We start from the raw sequence: 18129 nt of genomic DNA on the forward strand, positions 1-18129 counted from the left end.
TACAATGGGGATGAGTTGTAAAGGTGGGGGACTATGAAGAAAATATGTAATTCAATTAAATTAGCAGAGTATATGAAACAAAATAACATTGACTCCTTTTTTAGTAATGATATGAAACCGTATATGGAACTTATATTTTTTAAAAAGAATGAGTTTATTTGTAGAGAAAATGAAGAGATAGATTATTTGTTTTTCTTCGTTGAAGGAAAAGCAAAAGCGTTTAATACATTAAGTAACGGGAAATCTGTATTATTATGCTTTTATGATAGTTTGCAGCTGTTAGGAGATGTGGAGTTAATTCATTCTCAAAAGACGGCTTCAAACGTACAAGTAATGGCAGATTCATATTGTGTTGGTTTGCCTTTAGGAAAAGTGAGAAATCAACTATTTCATGATGCGAAATTTTTACGATGTATTTGTGGATCATTAGCTCATAAATTAAACCGACTTTCAAAAAATAGTACCATTAATTTGCTATATCCACTTGAAAACAGACTTGCGAGTTACATGTTAGCAGCGGGAGAACGAGCTGTGCAGCATGGGAATCGAATTGTATTTAGTGGGAATTTAACGGAAACAGCGGAATTGTTAGGGACAAGTTATCGGCATTTATTGCGCACATTAAATATTTTTTGTGATAAAGAGATTATAAAAAAGAACGATGGATGCTTTGAAGTAGTGAATGTGGATGTTTTGAGAGAATTGGCGGCAGATGTTTATAAATAATATAGTAAAGTGGGGATTTAGATGAAAATAGCTATAATTTCAGATGTTCACGGGAACAGTCATGCATTAAAAGCAGTATTAGAAGATATTAAACATCGCAAGGCCGAAATGATAATAAACTTAGGGGATAGCCTGTATGGGCCGTTAGATCCTTTAGGGACAATTGAAATATTGATGAAGAACGAGATGATACATATTAAGGGTAACTGTGATCGCATGCTTTGGGAACCTATACAAGGGCAGTCTGCTACACTAACTTTTGTCCAAAATCAATTAACAGAAAATCATATAGATTGGTTACAACAACATCCTTCACAATATATTGTAGACGATATTTTATTTTGTCATGGTACGCCAACTTCAGATGAGGTGTATTTACTAGAAGAGATGGACGAGAATGGTGCAGTATTAAAGAGTGAAAAAAATATAATGGATCAACTCCAAAATATAGAACAAAAAATAATAGTATGTGGTCATACACATATTCCTAGAGTTGTTTATTTAGCAAATGGAAAAATCATAATAAATCCAGGGAGTGTAGGACTTCCAGCGTACAAAGATGAATTACCCATTGTGCATAAAATGGAATCAGGAACTCCGCATGCAAAATATGTAGTGATAGAAGAGGTTTTGGGAGAATGGATAATTGAACAAATTTCAGTTTCGTATAATTGGGAAGAAGCTGCTCGGTTAGCTACTCAACTTGAAAGGCATGATTGGGCACAGGCGATAAAGACTGGGAAGATAGAATGAAGGGGAGCTTACTTTATGGTAAACTGCTCTTTTTTATTTTGAGTACATATTGAATTATATAAAAATAAAATGTTATGATTATGGAAACGTATGAATATATGAACAAGTATTCATATATTTGAGAAGAGGAGGGATTAGAATGAAAGACCTAATTATTATTGGAGCGGGTCAAGCTGGATTAACAATGGGATATTACTTGAAACAAGAAGGGTATAATTTTTTATTACTTGAGGCAGGAAATCGAGTTGGTGATTCATGGAGAAATCGATATGATTCTTTACAGCTTTTTACTCCGCGGTCTTACAGTAGTTTACCAGGTATGGCGTTAATAGATGAAAAAAATGAATTTCCATATAAAGATGAAATTGCAACATATTTAGAAGAATATGCAAGACATTTTCAATTACCAATCCAATTGCAAACTGAAGTTTTTAAAATAAAAAAAGAAAGAGATATATTCGAATTACATACTCCTACAGAAATTTTACAAACGAAAAAAGTTATTATCGCAACAGGTGGTTTTCAACAACCGTTTATTCCCTCAGTTTCAGCAAATCTATCATTACATGTTTTTCAAATACATTCATCACAATATAAATCACCATCACAAATTCCTAAGGGGAAAGTACTCGTAGTAGGTGGCGGGAATTCAGGAATGCAAATTGCAGTAGAACTTGCAAAAACTCATGAAGTTACAATGTCTATCAGCCATCCTTTAACATTTTTACCGTTACGTCTTTTTAGAAGAAGCATTTTTAATTGGTTAGAAACATTAGGTTTATTGTATGCTGAAGTTAGTACCAAGAGGGGGAAATGGTTTCAGAAAAGAAAAGATCCTATTTTTGGATTTGAAGGTAAGGAACTCATTCGTAATGGAGCAATACAACTACAGGAAAAAGTAGTAAGTGCATCAGAAAATAACATTATGTTTCAGAACGGTGAAACATATAGTGCAGAAAGTATTATATGGTCAACAGGTTTTATTCAGAATTATAAATGGATTGAAATTGAAAAGGCAGTGAATGAGAATGGACTTCCCAATCATGTAAAGGGGATAAGTCCAGTAGGAGGATTGTATTATATCGGCTTGCCATGGCAGTCTCAAAGAGGTTCTGCACTTATTTGTGGTGTAGGAAAGGATGCGGCGTATGTACTTTCTGAAATCAAAAAAATAGATCAGTAGCAGCGACTACTGATCATCCATATGTACATGAATTAGGAGAGGTCAAACATTTATTAACTTTATTATAATTGATTTTCAAAAGAATAAAAACTGAAAATTCTAATTTTATGTTGAGAAAGTTTTTTGTATCGAAATATATAAAAGAATAGGGGTTTTTAGGAAAAAGAAATATGATATTTATATTTTAATAAATTGTGATATAGTTTATAAAGAATAGATTACATAAAATGTTATTTTATTACATATAAAGTAAGGGGGGATGGCTGTGAAGTTTGATGATCAACGCCTACTAGGAGTACGATTAGGTTCTGTACTTGTAACAGAAGAAAATCAATATTTAGTAATAAAGAAAAAAGATCATTATGCACTTTTAAATATACATAATTTAGAATGCACACATGTTGAAGTGCAGCTGGAACATATTGAAGAAATGTTGCAGGAAGATTTCCAAGAAAGTATAACGGAGATTATTGCACCAGAACATATAAAAATTGTTGCGAAAAATGTTATATAGAGAATGAGAGAAAAGAAAAAACTTCATCTTTTATCGATGAAGTTTTTTAGTTAATTCGAAGTGAATGCTTTAAAAAATTTATCGCGGTACATGTACATAAGCCATGAGGCTGTAATAAAGGAAATAATGCTTACTTTGTTTTGAATTGGCGCATTGAAAACAAGCCAGCCAACGATATCAAATAATACATGTAGTGCAATTGAAAGAACTACAAATTGTAGTAGCGTATTTAAAAATCTTTTCATTAAGTGTCCCCCTGAAATAAAAGGTTTATCAAAAGTGTTGTATATTACTATTATACATTAAATGTGTTTCGTGGTAAAATTTACATAAGTTAGTTAAATAAAACAAATGAAAGCTAGTGAGGAGGAATAGTCATGGAATTTTGGATGATCATACCGATAGCGATCTTTGGGTTTATTTATATCGTTGAAAAGTTAAATAAAATTGAAAAGAAGACGGATGCACGTTTAAAGAGGATGGAAGATAGATTACAGCTAATTACGAAAGAAATGGGAATTGTAGATAGAGAACCTGAGATTAATAAAGAGTTGCGCCAGCTTATGGAAGAAGGAAAAACAGTTACAGCAGTTAAGAGAGTAAGAGAAGCTTTTGGTTTTTCCTTATTAGAAGCGAAGCAGTATGTTGATAAATTATAAAAAAGATCATCCATTTGGGTGATCTTTTTTCAATGCACCATACGTGTGTTTACATAAGCAGCGATTATAACGTGTCCAATTATAATGATAGGAACTAAGATTTTGACATTAGGAGTAGTGAAGACACTACCAATTGTGGCAATAGCACCGGCAATTAAATTATAAAGACCAACTATTTTTGATAACTTCACTTTATCCCGCTTTAATGGGCAGTAAGACCCCCACCTCAAAATTCAGCGAAAGCAAAGAAGTTAGGTGGGAGATCAACTGCCCATAAAAGCCCGATTGGTTCAACTAATAATCAGTGGGGGATAAAGACCCCCCACTGATTAAAGTTTCACTTTATCTGGTACACGGCGTTCATTGAATCCTGATAAGAGCCAAGTGTATTGTTTAACTCCGATGAAATAGGCTAGTGCAAATGAAATGATTGCAAGTATGAATAATGATGGAGAAGCGAAGAGAGTCATTGAAAACACCTCCGTTAAAGAGTTATAAATAAATTATAGTATGAATGTTATAATTTAACAAAATAGATTTAAGTGTAATAGAAAAACGGAGTATTTATTATGAAGGGGGATTAAGTATGAATATTGTGGAATTCCAGAGATATGTATTAAATTTCAGTAAAGAAAAAGGATTTCAAGATACTACAATTGAAGAACGTGCAATGTATATAATGGCGGAATTAGGTGAATTAGCGGAAGTTATATTAAAGCGTGATAAAATACAAGATTCGAAAAGAGAGATTGGTTTAGAAATGTTTGATGTCATTTGGAATGTATGTGATTTAGCAAATAAGTTAGAAATTGATTTGGAGAAAGCATTTGAAGAAAAAATGAGGATAAATAAAAAACGTGAATGGTAAGTGGAGTATTAATGTGTAAAGATGGGGGATACTAGTGAAAAAGAAGCTTTTTATAAGAGGAATCTTTATCTTAGTTAGTGTAATGAGTGTTGTCGCTTACTTAGTTTTTCAGGGTATATTCATTCCGAATCAAATAAGTGCGGATAAGTATGAAATAAAAGGTGTAGATGTTGCGTCATATCAAGGGGATATAGATTGGAGAGAGTTGGAAAAGCAAAATATGAAGTTTGCGTTTATAAAGGCTACTGAAGGAAGCGCGTTTGTGGATAAGTACTTTTCTAAAAATTGGACGAATGCGAATAAAACAAGTATGCGCGTCGGAGCGTATCATTTTTTTAGTTTTGATAGTAAGGGTGAAACACAAGCAGAGCAATTTATACGAAATGTTCCAAAATATAAACAAGCACTGCCACCCGTAATTGATGTTGAGTTTTACGCTAACAAAAAAGATAATCCGCCTAAGCGTGAAGATGTTACGAAAGAGTTGTCGGTCATGATTGAAATGCTAGAAAAACATTACGGTAAGAAAGTAATATTGTATGCAACTCAAGAGGCATATGATTTGTATATAAAGAATGCGTATCTTCAATGTGATATATGGATTCGCAGTGTCTTTACAAAACCGAGTTTATCTGATGAGAGGAAATGGACGTTTTGGCAATACACGAACCGCGGGAGATTAAATGGTTATAATGGAAAAGAAAAGTATATTGATTTAAATGTATTTTATGGGAATGAGGAAGAGTTTGAGAATTATGGAATGAAAGATTAAGTTTTAAAGTGTACAACATGTTGTACACTTTTTTTGTTAAATACATAAAAAATATGCAAGTAAAGATGGAACAAACATTTGAGCTGAATTGTCTAATATAGGTAATAAATATTTCGTTTGAAAGAAAGGGTGGAGAAAATGAAAAATACATTATTAAAATTAGGGGTATGTGTTAGTTTACTAGGAACAACGCAATTTGTTAGTACAATTTCTTCTGTACAAGCAGAACGAACGGTAGAGCAAAAAGTAATAAAAAATGAGACAGGAACTATTTCGATTTCTCAGTTAAACAAAAATGTATGGATTCATACGGAATTAGGTTATTTTAACGGAGAAGCAGTTCCTTCGAACGGTCTAGTTCTTACCACTTCTAAAGGGTTAGTACTTGTCGATTCTTCTTGGGATGATAAGTTAACGAAGGAATTAATAGAGATGGTAGAAAAGAAATTTAAGAAGCGCGTAACAGATGTCATTATTACACATGCACACGCTGATCGAATTGGTGGAATGAAAACATTGAAAGAAAGAGGCATTAAAGCGCATAGTACAGCGTTAACTGCAGAACTAGCAAAGAAAAATGGATATGAAGAACCACTTGGAGATTTACAAACCGTTACAAAGTTGAAGTTTGGAAATATGAAAGTAGAAACATTTTATCCAGAGAAGGGACATACAGAAGATAATATTGTTGTTTGGTTGCCACAATATCAAATTTTAGCTGGAGGCTGTTTAGTTAAATCTGCGTCCTCGAAAGATTTAGGAAACGTTGCTGATGCTTATGTAAATGAATGGTCCACATCGATTGAAAATGTGCTGAAGCGATATAGAAATATAAATTTAGTAGTGCCTGGTCATGGAGAAGTAGGGGATAGAGGATTACTTTTACATACATTGGATTTGTTGAAATAAAAAAAGCGAGGAGAAACAATTTTCTCCTCGCTTTCTTCTAACTATATTTAAATGCGAAGCCTGCATACGTTATTGAGATTTTAATTCCAAGTATACAAATACCAGTACTGTCATAATTGCTATAACAACGTAAGTAGCATCAAGCATTATAAGTGTTTTTAAAGTTTCAGTCATCCTCATTCACCCCTGATATGAAAATATAACATAATCTCTTATTAATTAAATCAGAGATTATAAAGATAACAATGTACATGAAATTTATTAAGTAGATTCTATATAAATATATCATATAAATAATGTAAACGATGTTAAGATAATGTAAATGTATTGTAAATAAAGAAGGGGCTCATCATGTCAATAAATCTTATTGTTTGTAAATACTATGTATCTCTCAAGTGCTAGGTAGCAAACAGTTATAACATGTGAAAAAAACTTACTTTGACACATCAATCACGAGGCTAGTTGTTACTACATTTTCCTCTATTACTTCTACCTGTACTTGTTCATCGTTTATCCAATTGATATTGAAGTTGTCTGTCGTATACATTTCCTTAAGGGTGACCTCTTTATATTTTTCTAAAATGCTACCTCTTTTCCCATAATAGATTCTTACAGTTGAAGTGGTACTTGGTCCTTTTGATTTTATTGTTTCTCTAAGCTCGATAATATTTATTAAGTTTGGAGATTCACTTTTTTGAAAGGTAAAGGAACTGACCACTTTTTGTACCTTTTTAAAAACAGGACCATTGGATTTATTTGATATGTTAAATTCCACAACTTCAGGTACGGATTCTTTTCCTCGTAGTGTTATCGTTGCTTCATAATCGTTTTTCCAATATACGGAAACATCTGAGGAGTCGAGACGTTCCCCGTCATTTGCAATACTTGTGTCAAAATGTTCCCATAAACCGTATTTAATTCTGACGGGAGCGGGACCAAGAGAAGAGTCTGAATCTAGTTTCACTACTTTAATCGTATTTTTATTATTTGGAGAATGACTCTTTTCAAGTGTAATGTCCTGTAAATACAAAATGTAAGACAAACAGCCTACTACTAAAATAATTGGAATTACAATACGTAAGGCAGTAATGAGACGTCCTCTTGTCGTTTTTTTCTTAGTGCTTTTACTATTTTGTTCAAGTTCTTTTTCAATACTCGTTTGAACTGTTACTTTTGGCGGGCGAATAAGCCACCAAATGAAAGTTATAAGTAGTAAGAAAAGAGGTATTCCTTGAATAAAGAGAAATCCTTTCCAGAAATCTAGTCTCGTACTATACGGAGAATCTGTCGCCATCACCCCTATAAAAAATGCTACTGGACTTGCAAGTATATTTATCCCTAATCCGATCAATACGAATGAAAGATTTTTATTCCTAATTTTTCGTGATCCAGCCATAATAAACAGAAATACTGCAATACCGAGTATAAGAAATAGTGTTCCGTAATAAAACATCATATATATCATATTCTCCCTCCATAACTTTAATTGTACCATCAGTAAGGAAAAATTTTCAAAAGTGTGCCGATATATGATGCGAATAAATCAAGTGCAAGTATAAATATCAGGATACAGTAAAAATATTATGTCAACAATGTGAACTGTCACAAATTTTTATATATTTTTGTGATTGATATCACATCCCTTTTCCTCAATGGGTATTATGCTTAGATTGTAAGGAATGATTGGGAGAGGGTGGGATGATCATGTTTTGTTATCAATGTGAACAAACGCCAACAGGCGGATGTAAAGTAATTGGTGTTTGCGGTAAGAATGAAACGATTGCGAGTTTACAAGATACGATTGTGTTTGGATTAAAAGGAATTGCTGCTTATCGTACGCATGCTGCTCAGCTAGGGTATACGGATGCTTTTGTAGATGCTACGACGCAAGAAGCACTGTATATGACATTAACCAATTCTAATTTTAATGAACAAGAACATGTTGATATGGCTATGAAAGTTGGGAAATCAGCTTTACGAGTAATGGAGTTGTTAGATGAGGCGCATACGAATCACTTTGGTGTTCCAGAGCCTGTTCAAATTACACAAAACCGTGTAGAAGGTAAAGCTATTGTAGTTACAGGCCATAATTTATTTGCGTTAGAAGAATTATTAAAACAAACAGAAGGAAAAGAAATTAATATTTATACGCATTCGGAAATGTTACCAGCACACGGGTATCCGCAGCTGAAAAAATATAAACATTTAAAAGGAAACATCGGTAAGGCATGGTATGATCAAAGACGTCTTTTTGAAAAATTTACAGGTGCCATATTAGCGACAACGAACTGTGTTATGCCAATTAAAGGATCGTATTCTGATCGATTTTTTTCATATGATATTGCAGGACTAGAGGGCGTACAAAAAATTGAAAATGATGATTTTACACCATTGATTCAAAAAGCACTTGAACTTCCAGAAGTACATATGGATTCGGATGAACAGTTAGTAACAGGGTTTCATCATAATACAGTATTATCATTAGCTCCTGAAATTATTGAGGCAGTAAAAGAAGGGAAGATTAAGCGTTTCTTTGTCATCGCAGGTTGTGATGCACCAGGAAAAGGCGGAGAATATTATCGTGAATTAGCAACGTCACTTCCGCCAGAAACGGTTATTTTAACAACTTCTTGCGGGAAATTCCGTTTTAATGATGTGAGTTATGGTGTTGTACCTGGTACAGAGATTCCGCGTTACATTGATTTAGGGCAATGCAATAATTCAATTTCTACAGTGAAAATAGCGGCTGCTTTAGCAGATGCTTTCCAATGTGAAGTGAACGAACTGCCAGTTAGTATTGTCCTATCATGGTTTGAACAAAAAGCGGTTGCCATTTTACTTGGACTATTTAGTCTTGGTATTCAAGATATTCGCATCGGTCCAAAGGCGCCTGAATTTATTTCACCTGGCGTGCTCGATGTATTACAAGAAACATTCGGTTTAAAATTAATTACAACTGCAGCAGAAGATATGGATATGATGTTATCGTAACAAGAGGATGAATTGTTTTATTTAGAAGAAGAGTTAGATTATAGCGCCCCAAAACAAAAATATAGAATTATTGTTTTGGGGTATTTTCTTTTTTTATCGGGGTGGGTAATAGTTGATTTTAGAAAAATATAAAAATCGAGTTGACATTTACAACTACTCAGTCATACAATGTAGTTGTAATAGGTGATACTGAGTAGTGTTGTTTCTTAAAAAACTTTTCACTAAATAATAGGTAATAGCGGATTTTAGAAGAAATTTGAAAATCAGTTGACATGTACCGCTACTTAGTCATACAATGTAGTTGTAATAAGTAATACTGAATAGTTTGGTTTTACTCAAAAGCTATTCAGTAAAAATTCGCCTTAGTACTCTGTGATACTGAATATAAGTCAGACAGAATAGGGGGTAAAGGAGGATCAGGATATGGAAAATTTAACTGAAATGTTGAAAGGTTCACTGGAAGGGTGTGTACTGGAAATCATTAGCCGCCGTGAAACGTATGGTTATGAGATTACTCGCCACCTGAATGATCTTGGATTTACCGAAGTTGTGGAAGGAACGGTTTATACCATCCTCGTACGACTAGAGAAGAAAAAGCTTGTGAATATTGAAAAGAAACCATCAGATATGGGACCTCCTCGTAAGTTTTATTCATTAAATGAAGCTGGTCGTCAGGAGCTTGAATTATTTTGGAGAAAATGGGATTTTGTATCTTCAAAAATTAACGTCTTGAAGTCAAACTAGCCTCATAATATAAAATGTTTCGGCTCATATTTGGAGAGTTTCTTGTTCTGCTTTATAAAAAAGGAGGAAAATAATATGTTAGAAATATTCAAAAAATTAATTGGTGATAAAAAAGAGTACAGAATGATGATGGCACGTGTTGCAGCACTGCCAGAAGACTATCAGTTTGTGTTTAAGAAAATTCAAAATTACATGTGGAATTTTTCGACCGGAAACGGGATGGATATGCTGCACATTCAGTACGAATTAATTGATTTGTTTGAAGCTGGTGCAGCGGAAGGCAGACAAGTGCTAGATATTACTGGGGAAGATGTGGCATCTTTTGCTGACGAACTAGTGGCAAACGCTAAAACGTATGTTTCTAAGTATCGTGAAGATTTGAATGAAAGTATTATGAAGAAATTGAGAAAAAAATAAATGCAATACGTAATACCGACTGATTAGCTGGTTACAAATGTGAATTGCCGCCATCGCTATTCAGTTATATTTTTAAATCACTACTAAGTACTACGGATTATCAGTGGTACTAAATAGAGGGTGCAGGTAATTTAATTTTATAAGGGGGAAAAAGTATGAGTAATGCAGTGGTTTCTGTAAAAGGATTAAAAAAATCTTTTAAAGATAAAGAAGTCTTAAAGGGAGTGGATTTTAAAGTGCAGCGTGGCGAAATTTTCGCGCTGCTTGGCTCAAATGGAGCGGGAAAGACGACGATGGTCAATATCCTTTCGACGCTAATGAAGCAAGAGAGCGGTGAAGTAAGTATTTGCGGATTTGATGTCAATCGCCAACCAGATCATGTTCGTCAAAGTATCAGTTTGACAGGACAGTTTGCAGCTTTAGATGGCATGTTGACGGGGAAAGAAAACTTGATAATGATCGCCAAGTTACGTGGTGTTTCCAATCCCGCTCAAGTCGCTAACAATTTACTTGAAAGATTTAGCCTGACTGATGCGGCTAATCAGAGAGCAGATCAGTATTCGGGCGGGATGAAGCGCCGACTTGATATCGCGATGAGTTTAATTGGGGCGCCAGCAGTTATCTTTCTTGACGAACCAACGACAGGGCTTGATCCTGAAGCGCGGATTGAAGTTTGGGATACGGTGAAGGAACTTGCTGGTAGCGGCACAACGATTTTGCTTACGACTCAGTACTTGGAGGAAGCAGAACAACTGGCGGACCGTATCGCTATTTTACATGGCGGAAAAATTATTACGACAGGTACTCTTACTGAACTGAAAGAGATGTTCCCACCAGCTAAAGTGGAGTATATCGAGAAGCAGCCGACATTGGAAGAGATTTTTCTTGCTATTATCGGTAAAAAGGAGGAGATGTAAATGAAAAGCAAAACAGGGGTATTACTAGGTCGTTTAATGCGTAACATTATGCGTAGTCCGGATACAATTATTACGGTAGCGATTACACCGATTATGATGATGCTATTATTTGTCTACGTGTTTGGCGGCGCAATACAAACAGGAACGGAAAACTACGTAAATTATTTATTGCCGGGAATTTTGCTAATGGCTATCGCATCCGGTGTAGCTTACACTTCCGTTCGACTATTTACGGATGTAAAGAGTGGGCTGATGGCACGTTTCATTACGATGCCTATTAAGCGCTCATCGATATTGTGGGCTCACGTATTAACCTCTCTTGTTGCTAATGTACTTACTATCGTGGTGGTTATTCTTGTTGCACTCTTAATGGGCTTTCGTTCCAGTGCGAATATGCTAGATTGGTTTGCAGTAGCTGGGATACTAGGGGTGTTTACATTGGCGCTAACATGGTTGGCTATCATTCCAGGGCTGAAAGCGAAGTCTATGGAAGGAGCGACAGCATACTCGTACCCACTCGTTTTTCTTCCATTTATTAGTTCAGCCTTCGTACCTACTGAAACGATGCCAAAAATTGTTCGTGCATTTGCTGAGAATCAGCCTGTAACCTCAATCGTGAATGCGATTCGTGCTTTATTATATGAAGGAACTGTTGGTAACGATATTTGGATTGCGCTCGCTTGGTGCGTAGGTATCATGATCATTTCTTACTTTTTCGCTAGTAAAGCATTTAAACGTCAGTTAGGGTAAGTGAAATAAATCGTCCGAAATCATATATATTTTTGAAAAAGCACGGGAAGATTTTCCATGCTTTAATCATACATTTATACTTCGCTTAATTGTAGTAGTTTTAAAGTAAATAGGAGAATAATAAATCGAATACACATGCTTTGAAGTATGGTATGTAACGCTTCACAAAAATAACTTAAAAAGAAACAGAATATTCTATACAAAAATAGAGGTTAAATATGTTATATTTATACTTATAAGGTATATAATGTATAACCTCATTGTTTAGGGGAGGGAAAAGGGAGAGGTTCAAATGAGATGGTATTTATATACTCTCAAAAACTATGCGAAATTTAGTGGGAGAGCTACGAGAAAAGAATACTGGATTTTTACTTTATTTAATAAGATTACGTTTTGGTCATTAATATATTTGGCCTCTTATTCTTCGTCTGCTTTTTACTTAAGAGCCAACATTACCTTGTTATATATAGCAATTTTCATCGTTCCTACTCTGGCGGTGGAGGCTCGCCGATTACATGATAGTGGAAAAACAGGATGGTGGCAGCTATTAAATTTGGTGCCATTTGGAGGAGCGGTTCTACTTGTGTTTTGTATCATTGAAAGTGATGAAGGTGAGAATAAGTATGGACCAAATCCACATTCAAATCTTAAACAAGCAATTTAATGTATGTATAGTAAACTCTAATATAAAAAGGTGTGGACTAAAAATTAGTTCACACCTTTTTTGTTGTATTATTCCTAGAAGGTTCGTTCAGCATTGATAGCAAATACACTGTTTTCCTTAGGTATTTAAAAATATGGTCACCTGGTAACGAATGAAACTCAATATTTTGAGGTTTAACCGATTACTGCTTATGGAGAGTATAAACATAACCGCTTTTGTAAGTCGTTTAATACTTCTTTAGGCATTTCCTTTATTGTAATATCTTGTCCTAGGAAAAGCAGCCAATTTGTTATCTCTGTCACTTCATCGGAATTGTTAACATTGATAAATGTTTTTAAAATGGCTGTGGATTGGTAAGGGTTTGTGTAAGATATTGAAACTTTGAAAGGGTGATATTTTTTGAACTGGGCAATTGCTTTTGGACCAAGTTCAAGTACAAGGTTAATCGCTTCATCCTTCTTACTTAGTTTTTCTAAAATCTTTTTCTTATTTAGCTTTTTTTTCGTCGTGTATGGTTCGATATGGATGAGATGATCGACAGGAAACATCCTCTTCTTTTCTTCTTTTAAGTCAAACCCTTCAATGATCCATTGACTTTTTTCTTGATACAGGTGTAATAGATAAATGGAATAAGACTTGATTTCTTTCTCTTCTTTAATGGAAATCAATAAATGTCTATCCAAAAGAAGGATTTGGATGAGTTTTTCTAACATCGGATGGGGGAGGTCAGAAAGCTCAAGTAGATCAGGGTTGTGTGGGTTAGTCCCTTCAAAAAGCAAGAGTTGATTTAAAAGAACGATATCATCTTGCTGGGTTTCTGAGATGAGTCCTAACAGTTTTTCGGCTAAAGATTGACGACTTTTTAAATAGGGAAGTTGTTGATTTCTTGTAGCCATAAAGGCAATAAAAAGAGCTTTCACTTCGTTATCAGTAAAGCGAACAACGGGCAGGATAGAGTTATGCATAACAAAATATCCCCCAGTCCTCCCAACTTCAGCAACAAGTGGCATGCCCATAGCTTCTATTTCTCTAATGTCCCTAATAGCTGTTGATCGTGATATGTTAAATTCTCGTATGATTTCTGAAATTGTAAAGTGGGAGCGGTTGTTGATATACCGCATAATTGTATTAATCCGTTCAACTTTTTTCATTTGGTTCTCCTAAACAGTATCATTTTTTGACATGATTTAAAGTTATTATAAACTCATCAGATGAAAAGATAAATCATTTGATTTATTTTAAAAGAAGGAAGGTTTTGAATATGAAAAATTATACGATTGAAGAAAAAGATAGCTTTATTGTGTTAGGTATTGGAACTGAAATTAAGAGTGAATATACAGATTTTGTTGGAATAAAAAAAGAAAAGGAAGACTTTTGGTCGGCTGTTAAAGAAGATGGAAGGCTGGACACTTTAAAAGCTCTAGCTACAAATGATTACATTTTTTCTGTGAGCGAAGCGGTGAATAACAAGATGATGTATTATGCGGGTGTCATGACAGAAGCACAAATAGAAGAAGAATCTAGAGTAATCCAATTTCCGAAGGGAGAATACTTAGTAGTAAAAGGGGAAGACAAAACAGCTGAAGAGCTAAGTAATAAGCTTACTGGCATCGCCTTCGGTCAGGCTTTACCAGATGCAAATGAGTTTGCTTATGTTGGTGGACCAAATACGACGGTTGAGATGGGGAAAAGAAACGGTTTAGTGTTTGGTGAAATGTGGATTCCGGTTGTTAGGAAGTAAAGTGATAAAAGATATGATTATGGAATGTAGAGGCTAACAATCTTGAATTGTTGGCCTTTTTGACGTGAGTATAATATTCATATACTACTACACATTATGTTCTGATAAACTGGAATGAAAGGTAATTATTGTAAGGTGGTGGCGGAGTGAATAAAAAAAGATTATTTGAGCTATTCATAGTAACATTTGTTTTTCTTTTCCTCCATGTAAGCACATTTACTAATGAAAAATTTAACGATAAATTGGGATCCTTTACTTTCTTTGTGCTATTTCTTATGTTTTATATCAGCAGTATTATGAGCAAACGTATTAACCTCACTTGTTGATAATGTACGTACTATCGTGGTGGTTATCCCCGTTGCACTTTTAATGGGCGTCCGTTCCAGCGCTAACATGGTGGACTATCGTTCCAGGACTGACAGCGAATTCTATGGGAGGAGCGACAGTCTACTCGTACGCGCTAACTTTTCTAGTCTGTATCAGTTCAGTCTTTGTTCCTACCGAAACTATGCCAATAATTGTTTGTGCGTTCGCCGAGAACCAGCTTGTAACTTCAATCGTGAAGGCGATTCGTGCTCTCTTATATGAAAGGTTTGTTGGAAATGATATTTGGATCAAGCTTGCTTGGTGCGTCGGTTACTTCTTTGCTAGTAGGGCATTTAAACGTCAGTTAGGGTAAATGTACCATTAGCTTGGTATTCAGTGGCAAATAAATCTTTTGAAATAATATATATTTAGAAAAGAACGGGAAGATTTTCCGTGTTTTAATTATTTCTTTTCCTCTTAATGTAACGATTGTCGGTATAATACCTTTATGCTATGAAACGATCGACATAATTCTGGAAAAAGAATTGAGCGTGTATTTCTTTCTTGGAATTACTATATAAAGATTGTGTTATAATGTTAAAGAATAAAATAGGATTTATGTGTGCAGTTTTATAGTGTGATTATATTGAAAATAAAAAATAGATTAACATATTGCTATTTACATCTTGATTTTTTTTGAAAAATCCCCAATTATATAAAAGTAGTATATTGGGGGAGGAATATAAATGGGAGAAATAAAAATTACTCCAGAAGAGCTAAAAAATAGAGCGAAAACTTTTAGTTATGCTCAAGGGGAAGCTAAAGATAGGCATAATAAAATACTTAATGAACTTTTTAATTTGCAAACTAGGTGGATAGGGGCATCAAGTTTGAGTTTTTTTAATGAATTACCAACTTTAAATAAGGCTTGTGAATCTTATATTACTCATTTAAAGAAAATTGAAGAAGAATTAATTCGTATAGCAACTAAATTTGAAACAGTTGATAATCAAGGTGTTAATTTAGGGAATGCAAAGAATATGTCGGCTGGTAATGGTGCAAGTGATAATGGGATATTACAAAAAATAACTGATGTATTAAGTACTAAGGAAAATTCGAAGTATATGTATGAGGAAGAAAGCGGCCCCTTTTCAGCTAAGGCTTTAGGTGGAGAATTAAAGGCAGGGACAATAGCCGGAGCGAGTGCGACATATAACACAGTTAAAGTAGGTTTTGAAGTTTCAAAAGACCTTGGTGATGGTAAAAAAATAAAAAGTGAATCAAATTTAAGTATGGCGAATGTAGAGTTATCAGCTAAATTAGATAAAACTAATATCGAATTTGGTGCAGAAGCGTCTTTAGCAAAATATGAAACTGGTATAGATTTTCCTATTCCGTTTACAGATCATGATTTACATATTGGAGGGGCAGCTACACTTGGACAAGTTGGTGGTTCAGTGAAAGCTGGATCAAGTGGATTTAAGATTAGTCTTCCTTGGGGGCCAGGAGCAAGTCTTGTTGGCACAGCTCTTGAGGTAGAAGTAAAATAAAGGGGAGTATTGAATGACAGTAGAAGGTTTAAAGAAAATTTTAACAGTTCTTTTTATTATTTGTTTTTTTGGAACTATAATATTAACATTTTTTGATGCTACTTATAATATTAAAGAAAAAATTATTTTTTCTTTAATATACTTAATTACAATTCCTATTAGTTTTTTTATTTTATATAAAATCGGTAAATTTTTTATTAAATAATGAGGTGTTGAGATATGGTGAAAACAGAGGTAGAGAAGGAAACATTGTTACCTATTGGCTCAGTTGTAAGATTTAAAAGTTGGGAACAACTTGTAATGATATATGGTAGAAAGCAAATGGATTCTAAAACTAAAGAAGAGTGGGATTATGTAGCTTGTTATTATCCAATTGGTAATATTTCAACTGAATATAATTTATTTTTTAATCATGAACATGTATCGGAAATTGTTTTTACTGGATATATTAATGATGAGGAAATCAAATTGAGTGAAGATTTAAAAAGATAAATTATAACTATAATTGTTTATTGATTTCGATATATTTCCAGTCAAGTATAGCCATTTTAGTATGATTTATTTTTTTAGTAAAGGAAGAGTTAATATTGAAAATATTAAAAGGTATAATGTTATTAGCTTGTTGTTTATTAATTGTCAGTGGATGTTCTTCTAGAGAAGGAAAAGTTGTTGGTGGAAAAGTAAAAAGTTCTTCAAATAGAATATTGGGAGACTACAGAGAGTTTACTGGTTCCGCAAGTCGCGACATGGAAGTTAAAAAAGGTGAGAATTGGGTGTTTTCTTTTGATGAAACAACAAGGAAAGGAACTGTAGTTGCTTATGTTGTGGATTCAAATGATAAGACAATATTAGAGTTTGATAATGGTAAGGATGAAAAGATTCTTAAAGTCTCTAAAGATGATAAATATAAAGTGAAAGTTAAAACAGAAGAACATGGTGGGAAATTTTTAATAGAGTGGAAAAAATCATCTTAAATTGAAGAGGAAAAGTAATGACGAAAATGGTTAGGTATCCAGACATGAAAATCAATTTAGGAATGGTCACTTATTTATTGGTCTTTTTGTTATTTGAAAAGGAGTATATGGTCTGGGAGTAAGAATCTATTCGCTTGTTAAATTTTAAAAGGCCGCATTAAGGAATGTAAAGGCTAACAATCTTGAATTGTTAGCCTTTTTTGACATGAATATATTATTCATATACTACTACATATTATGTTCTAATAAACTGGAATAAAAGGTGATTTTTGTATGGTGGTGACGGAGTGAATAAAAAAAGATTATTTGAGCTATTCATAGTAACATTTGTTTTTCTTTTCCTCCATGTAAGCACATTTACTAATGAAAAATTTAACGATAAATTGGGGTCCTTTACTTTCATTGTGCTACTTCTTATGCTTTCTACTTATACCGCATTTATAGAAAAGTATTTTCATGATATACAAAAGTGGATTCGAAATATCACATTTTGTTTTGCTTTGTTAGTAGTAGTTTTAGTAGCCCTATGGATAGGTTACTTTTAGAACTTTACTTCTGGGAAAGTTCATTTAGTGCCCAATATTTTGTCCATCTGTAGGAAAAAGGAGATAGATAATTCTTTAAATGAAGACATCAAAGTGGATATTTTTTAAAGTGAAAAATAGATGGGCAATATACAGTGTTAAAAAGC

Annotated in this window: 25 protein-coding genes and 2 pseudogenes; 22 read left to right on the plus strand and 5 right to left on the minus strand. The window is 33.8% G+C overall.

Going from position 1 to position 18129, the window contains the following annotated elements; translation table 11 throughout:
- Positions 1-33 precede the first annotated feature (33 nt).
- The 4 genes from yeiL (at position 34) to MR070_RS15175 (ending at position 3176) form a co-directional block, all read left to right on the plus strand.
- Complete coding sequence (gene yeiL / locus MR070_RS15160; protein WP_046647724.1) at positions 34-726, plus strand: transcriptional regulator YeiL; 693 nt, start codon at positions 34-36, stop codon at positions 724-726.
- 21 nt (positions 727-747) lie between these two features.
- Positions 748-1479 (plus strand): metallophosphoesterase family protein, encoded by a 732-nt coding sequence (locus MR070_RS15165; RefSeq protein ID WP_138321470.1) that lies wholly within the window; start codon positions 748-750, stop codon positions 1477-1479.
- A 139-nt stretch (positions 1480-1618) separates the two neighbouring features.
- Positions 1619-2662 (plus strand): flavin-containing monooxygenase, encoded by a 1044-nt coding sequence (locus tag MR070_RS15170; protein ID WP_242261564.1) that lies wholly within the window; start codon positions 1619-1621, stop codon positions 2660-2662.
- Positions 2663-2927: 265 nt separating this feature from the next.
- Entirely contained in the window at positions 2928-3176 is a 249-nt protein-coding gene (locus MR070_RS15175) for a hypothetical protein (RefSeq protein ID WP_000666946.1), read from the plus strand.
- Between the two features lie 50 nt (positions 3177-3226).
- On the opposite strand, the gene MR070_RS15180 is transcribed toward MR070_RS15175, so the two are convergent.
- The gene (locus tag MR070_RS15180) at positions 3227-3421 is read right to left on the minus strand and encodes a hypothetical protein (protein ID WP_000819652.1); all 195 of its coding nucleotides are present in this window, start codon (positions 3419-3421) and stop codon (positions 3227-3229) included.
- 132 nt (positions 3422-3553) lie between these two features.
- Between MR070_RS15180 and MR070_RS15185 the strand changes: the two genes are divergently transcribed.
- Positions 3554-3835 carry a hypothetical protein gene (locus MR070_RS15185; RefSeq protein ID WP_000397700.1) on the plus strand — a complete coding sequence of 94 codons (282 nt, stop codon included), beginning with the start codon at positions 3554-3556 and terminating at the stop codon, positions 3833-3835.
- 29 nt (positions 3836-3864) lie between these two features.
- Here MR070_RS15185 and MR070_RS15190 read toward each other — a convergent pair.
- Both MR070_RS15190 and MR070_RS15195 read right to left on the minus strand, forming a co-directional pair.
- A pseudogene (locus MR070_RS15190) lies at positions 3865-4032 on the minus strand (DUF3784 domain-containing protein); the annotation flags it as partial.
- Positions 4033-4164: 132 nt separating this feature from the next.
- Positions 4165-4305 carry a DUF3784 domain-containing protein gene (locus MR070_RS15195; RefSeq protein WP_139303960.1) on the minus strand — a complete coding sequence of 47 codons (141 nt, stop codon included), beginning with the start codon at positions 4303-4305 and terminating at the stop codon, positions 4165-4167.
- 116 nt (positions 4306-4421) lie between these two features.
- On the opposite strand from MR070_RS15195, the gene MR070_RS15200 reads away from it, so the two are divergent.
- From MR070_RS15200 to bla2, 3 genes are all read left to right on the plus strand, one after another.
- Entirely contained in the window at positions 4422-4703 is a 282-nt protein-coding gene (locus MR070_RS15200) for a MazG nucleotide pyrophosphohydrolase domain-containing protein (RefSeq protein WP_001028119.1), read from the plus strand.
- 34 nt (positions 4704-4737) lie between these two features.
- The gene (locus MR070_RS15205; RefSeq protein WP_138321478.1) at positions 4738-5475 is read left to right on the plus strand and encodes a glycoside hydrolase family 25 protein; all 738 of its coding nucleotides are present in this window, start codon (positions 4738-4740) and stop codon (positions 5473-5475) included.
- Between the two features lie 138 nt (positions 5476-5613).
- A complete protein-coding gene (bla2, locus tag MR070_RS15210) occupies positions 5614-6384 on the plus strand; it encodes a BcII family subclass B1 metallo-beta-lactamase (protein WP_242261565.1) in 771 nt (256 codons plus the stop codon).
- A gap of 433 nt (positions 6385-6817) precedes the next feature.
- On the opposite strand, the gene MR070_RS15215 is transcribed toward bla2, so the two are convergent.
- Positions 6818-7849 (minus strand): hypothetical protein, encoded by a 1032-nt coding sequence (locus tag MR070_RS15215; protein WP_242261566.1) that lies wholly within the window; start codon positions 7847-7849, stop codon positions 6818-6820.
- A gap of 239 nt (positions 7850-8088) precedes the next feature.
- Here MR070_RS15215 and hcp point away from each other — a divergent pair, with 239 nt between their 5' ends.
- The 6 genes from hcp (at position 8089) to MR070_RS15245 (ending at position 12867) form a co-directional block, all read left to right on the plus strand.
- Complete coding sequence (gene hcp / locus MR070_RS15220) at positions 8089-9375, plus strand: hydroxylamine reductase (protein ID WP_014481723.1); 1287 nt, start codon at positions 8089-8091, stop codon at positions 9373-9375.
- A 423-nt stretch (positions 9376-9798) separates the two neighbouring features.
- A complete protein-coding gene (locus MR070_RS15225; protein WP_000429484.1) occupies positions 9799-10119 on the plus strand; it encodes a PadR family transcriptional regulator in 321 nt (106 codons plus the stop codon).
- A gap of 75 nt (positions 10120-10194) precedes the next feature.
- Positions 10195-10536, plus strand: a complete 342-nt coding sequence (locus MR070_RS15230; protein WP_000889650.1) for a DUF1048 domain-containing protein — start codon at positions 10195-10197, stop codon at positions 10534-10536.
- Between the two features lie 155 nt (positions 10537-10691).
- Entirely contained in the window at positions 10692-11453 is a 762-nt protein-coding gene (locus tag MR070_RS15235) for an ABC transporter ATP-binding protein (RefSeq protein ID WP_139895150.1), read from the plus strand.
- Entirely contained in the window at positions 11454-12203 is a 750-nt protein-coding gene (locus MR070_RS15240; protein WP_044793261.1) for an ABC transporter permease, read from the plus strand.
- Between the two features lie 292 nt (positions 12204-12495).
- Positions 12496-12867: a DUF805 domain-containing protein gene (locus tag MR070_RS15245; protein ID WP_001267895.1), complete on the plus strand. Its 372-nt coding sequence runs from the start codon at positions 12496-12498 to the stop codon at positions 12865-12867.
- 188 nt (positions 12868-13055) lie between these two features.
- On the opposite strand, the gene MR070_RS15250 is transcribed toward MR070_RS15245, so the two are convergent.
- Complete coding sequence (locus tag MR070_RS15250; protein ID WP_138321488.1) at positions 13056-14018, minus strand: helix-turn-helix transcriptional regulator; 963 nt, start codon at positions 14016-14018, stop codon at positions 13056-13058.
- 110 nt (positions 14019-14128) lie between these two features.
- Here MR070_RS15250 and MR070_RS15255 point away from each other — a divergent pair, with 110 nt between their 5' ends.
- The 8 genes and pseudogenes from MR070_RS15255 (at position 14129) to MR070_RS15285 (ending at position 17983) form a co-directional block, all read left to right on the plus strand.
- Positions 14129-14608, plus strand: coding sequence for a GyrI-like domain-containing protein (locus MR070_RS15255; RefSeq protein WP_000801044.1), 480 nt, complete (start codon positions 14129-14131; stop codon positions 14606-14608).
- Between the two features lie 146 nt (positions 14609-14754).
- Entirely contained in the window at positions 14755-14934 is a 180-nt protein-coding gene (locus MR070_RS27130) for a hypothetical protein (protein WP_074603431.1), read from the plus strand.
- Positions 14909-15287, plus strand: a pseudogene (locus MR070_RS27235) (ABC transporter permease); the annotation flags it as partial. The gene MR070_RS27130 and the pseudogene MR070_RS27235, both read left to right, overlap by 26 nt.
- Positions 15288-15660: 373 nt before the next feature.
- Entirely contained in the window at positions 15661-16464 is an 804-nt protein-coding gene (locus MR070_RS15265; RefSeq protein WP_074603433.1) for a WXG100 family type VII secretion target, read from the plus strand.
- 13 nt (positions 16465-16477) lie between these two features.
- On the plus strand, positions 16478-16669 hold the full coding sequence (locus MR070_RS15270; RefSeq protein WP_000215399.1) for a hypothetical protein: 192 nt from the start codon (positions 16478-16480) through the stop codon (positions 16667-16669).
- A 14-nt stretch (positions 16670-16683) separates the two neighbouring features.
- A complete protein-coding gene (locus MR070_RS15275; RefSeq protein ID WP_044793257.1) occupies positions 16684-16956 on the plus strand; it encodes a DUF4176 domain-containing protein in 273 nt (90 codons plus the stop codon).
- A gap of 92 nt (positions 16957-17048) precedes the next feature.
- Complete coding sequence (locus MR070_RS15280; protein ID WP_242261574.1) at positions 17049-17438, plus strand: hypothetical protein; 390 nt, start codon at positions 17049-17051, stop codon at positions 17436-17438.
- A 287-nt stretch (positions 17439-17725) separates the two neighbouring features.
- Entirely contained in the window at positions 17726-17983 is a 258-nt protein-coding gene (locus MR070_RS15285; RefSeq protein WP_001036211.1) for a DUF3963 domain-containing protein, read from the plus strand.
- The last annotated feature ends 146 nt before the right edge of the window (positions 17984-18129 follow it).

The sequence above is a fragment of the Bacillus cereus group sp. BfR-BA-01453 genome (genome assembly GCF_022662915.1).
GTDB lineage: Bacteria > Bacillota > Bacilli > Bacillales > Bacillaceae_G > Bacillus_A > Bacillus_A paranthracis.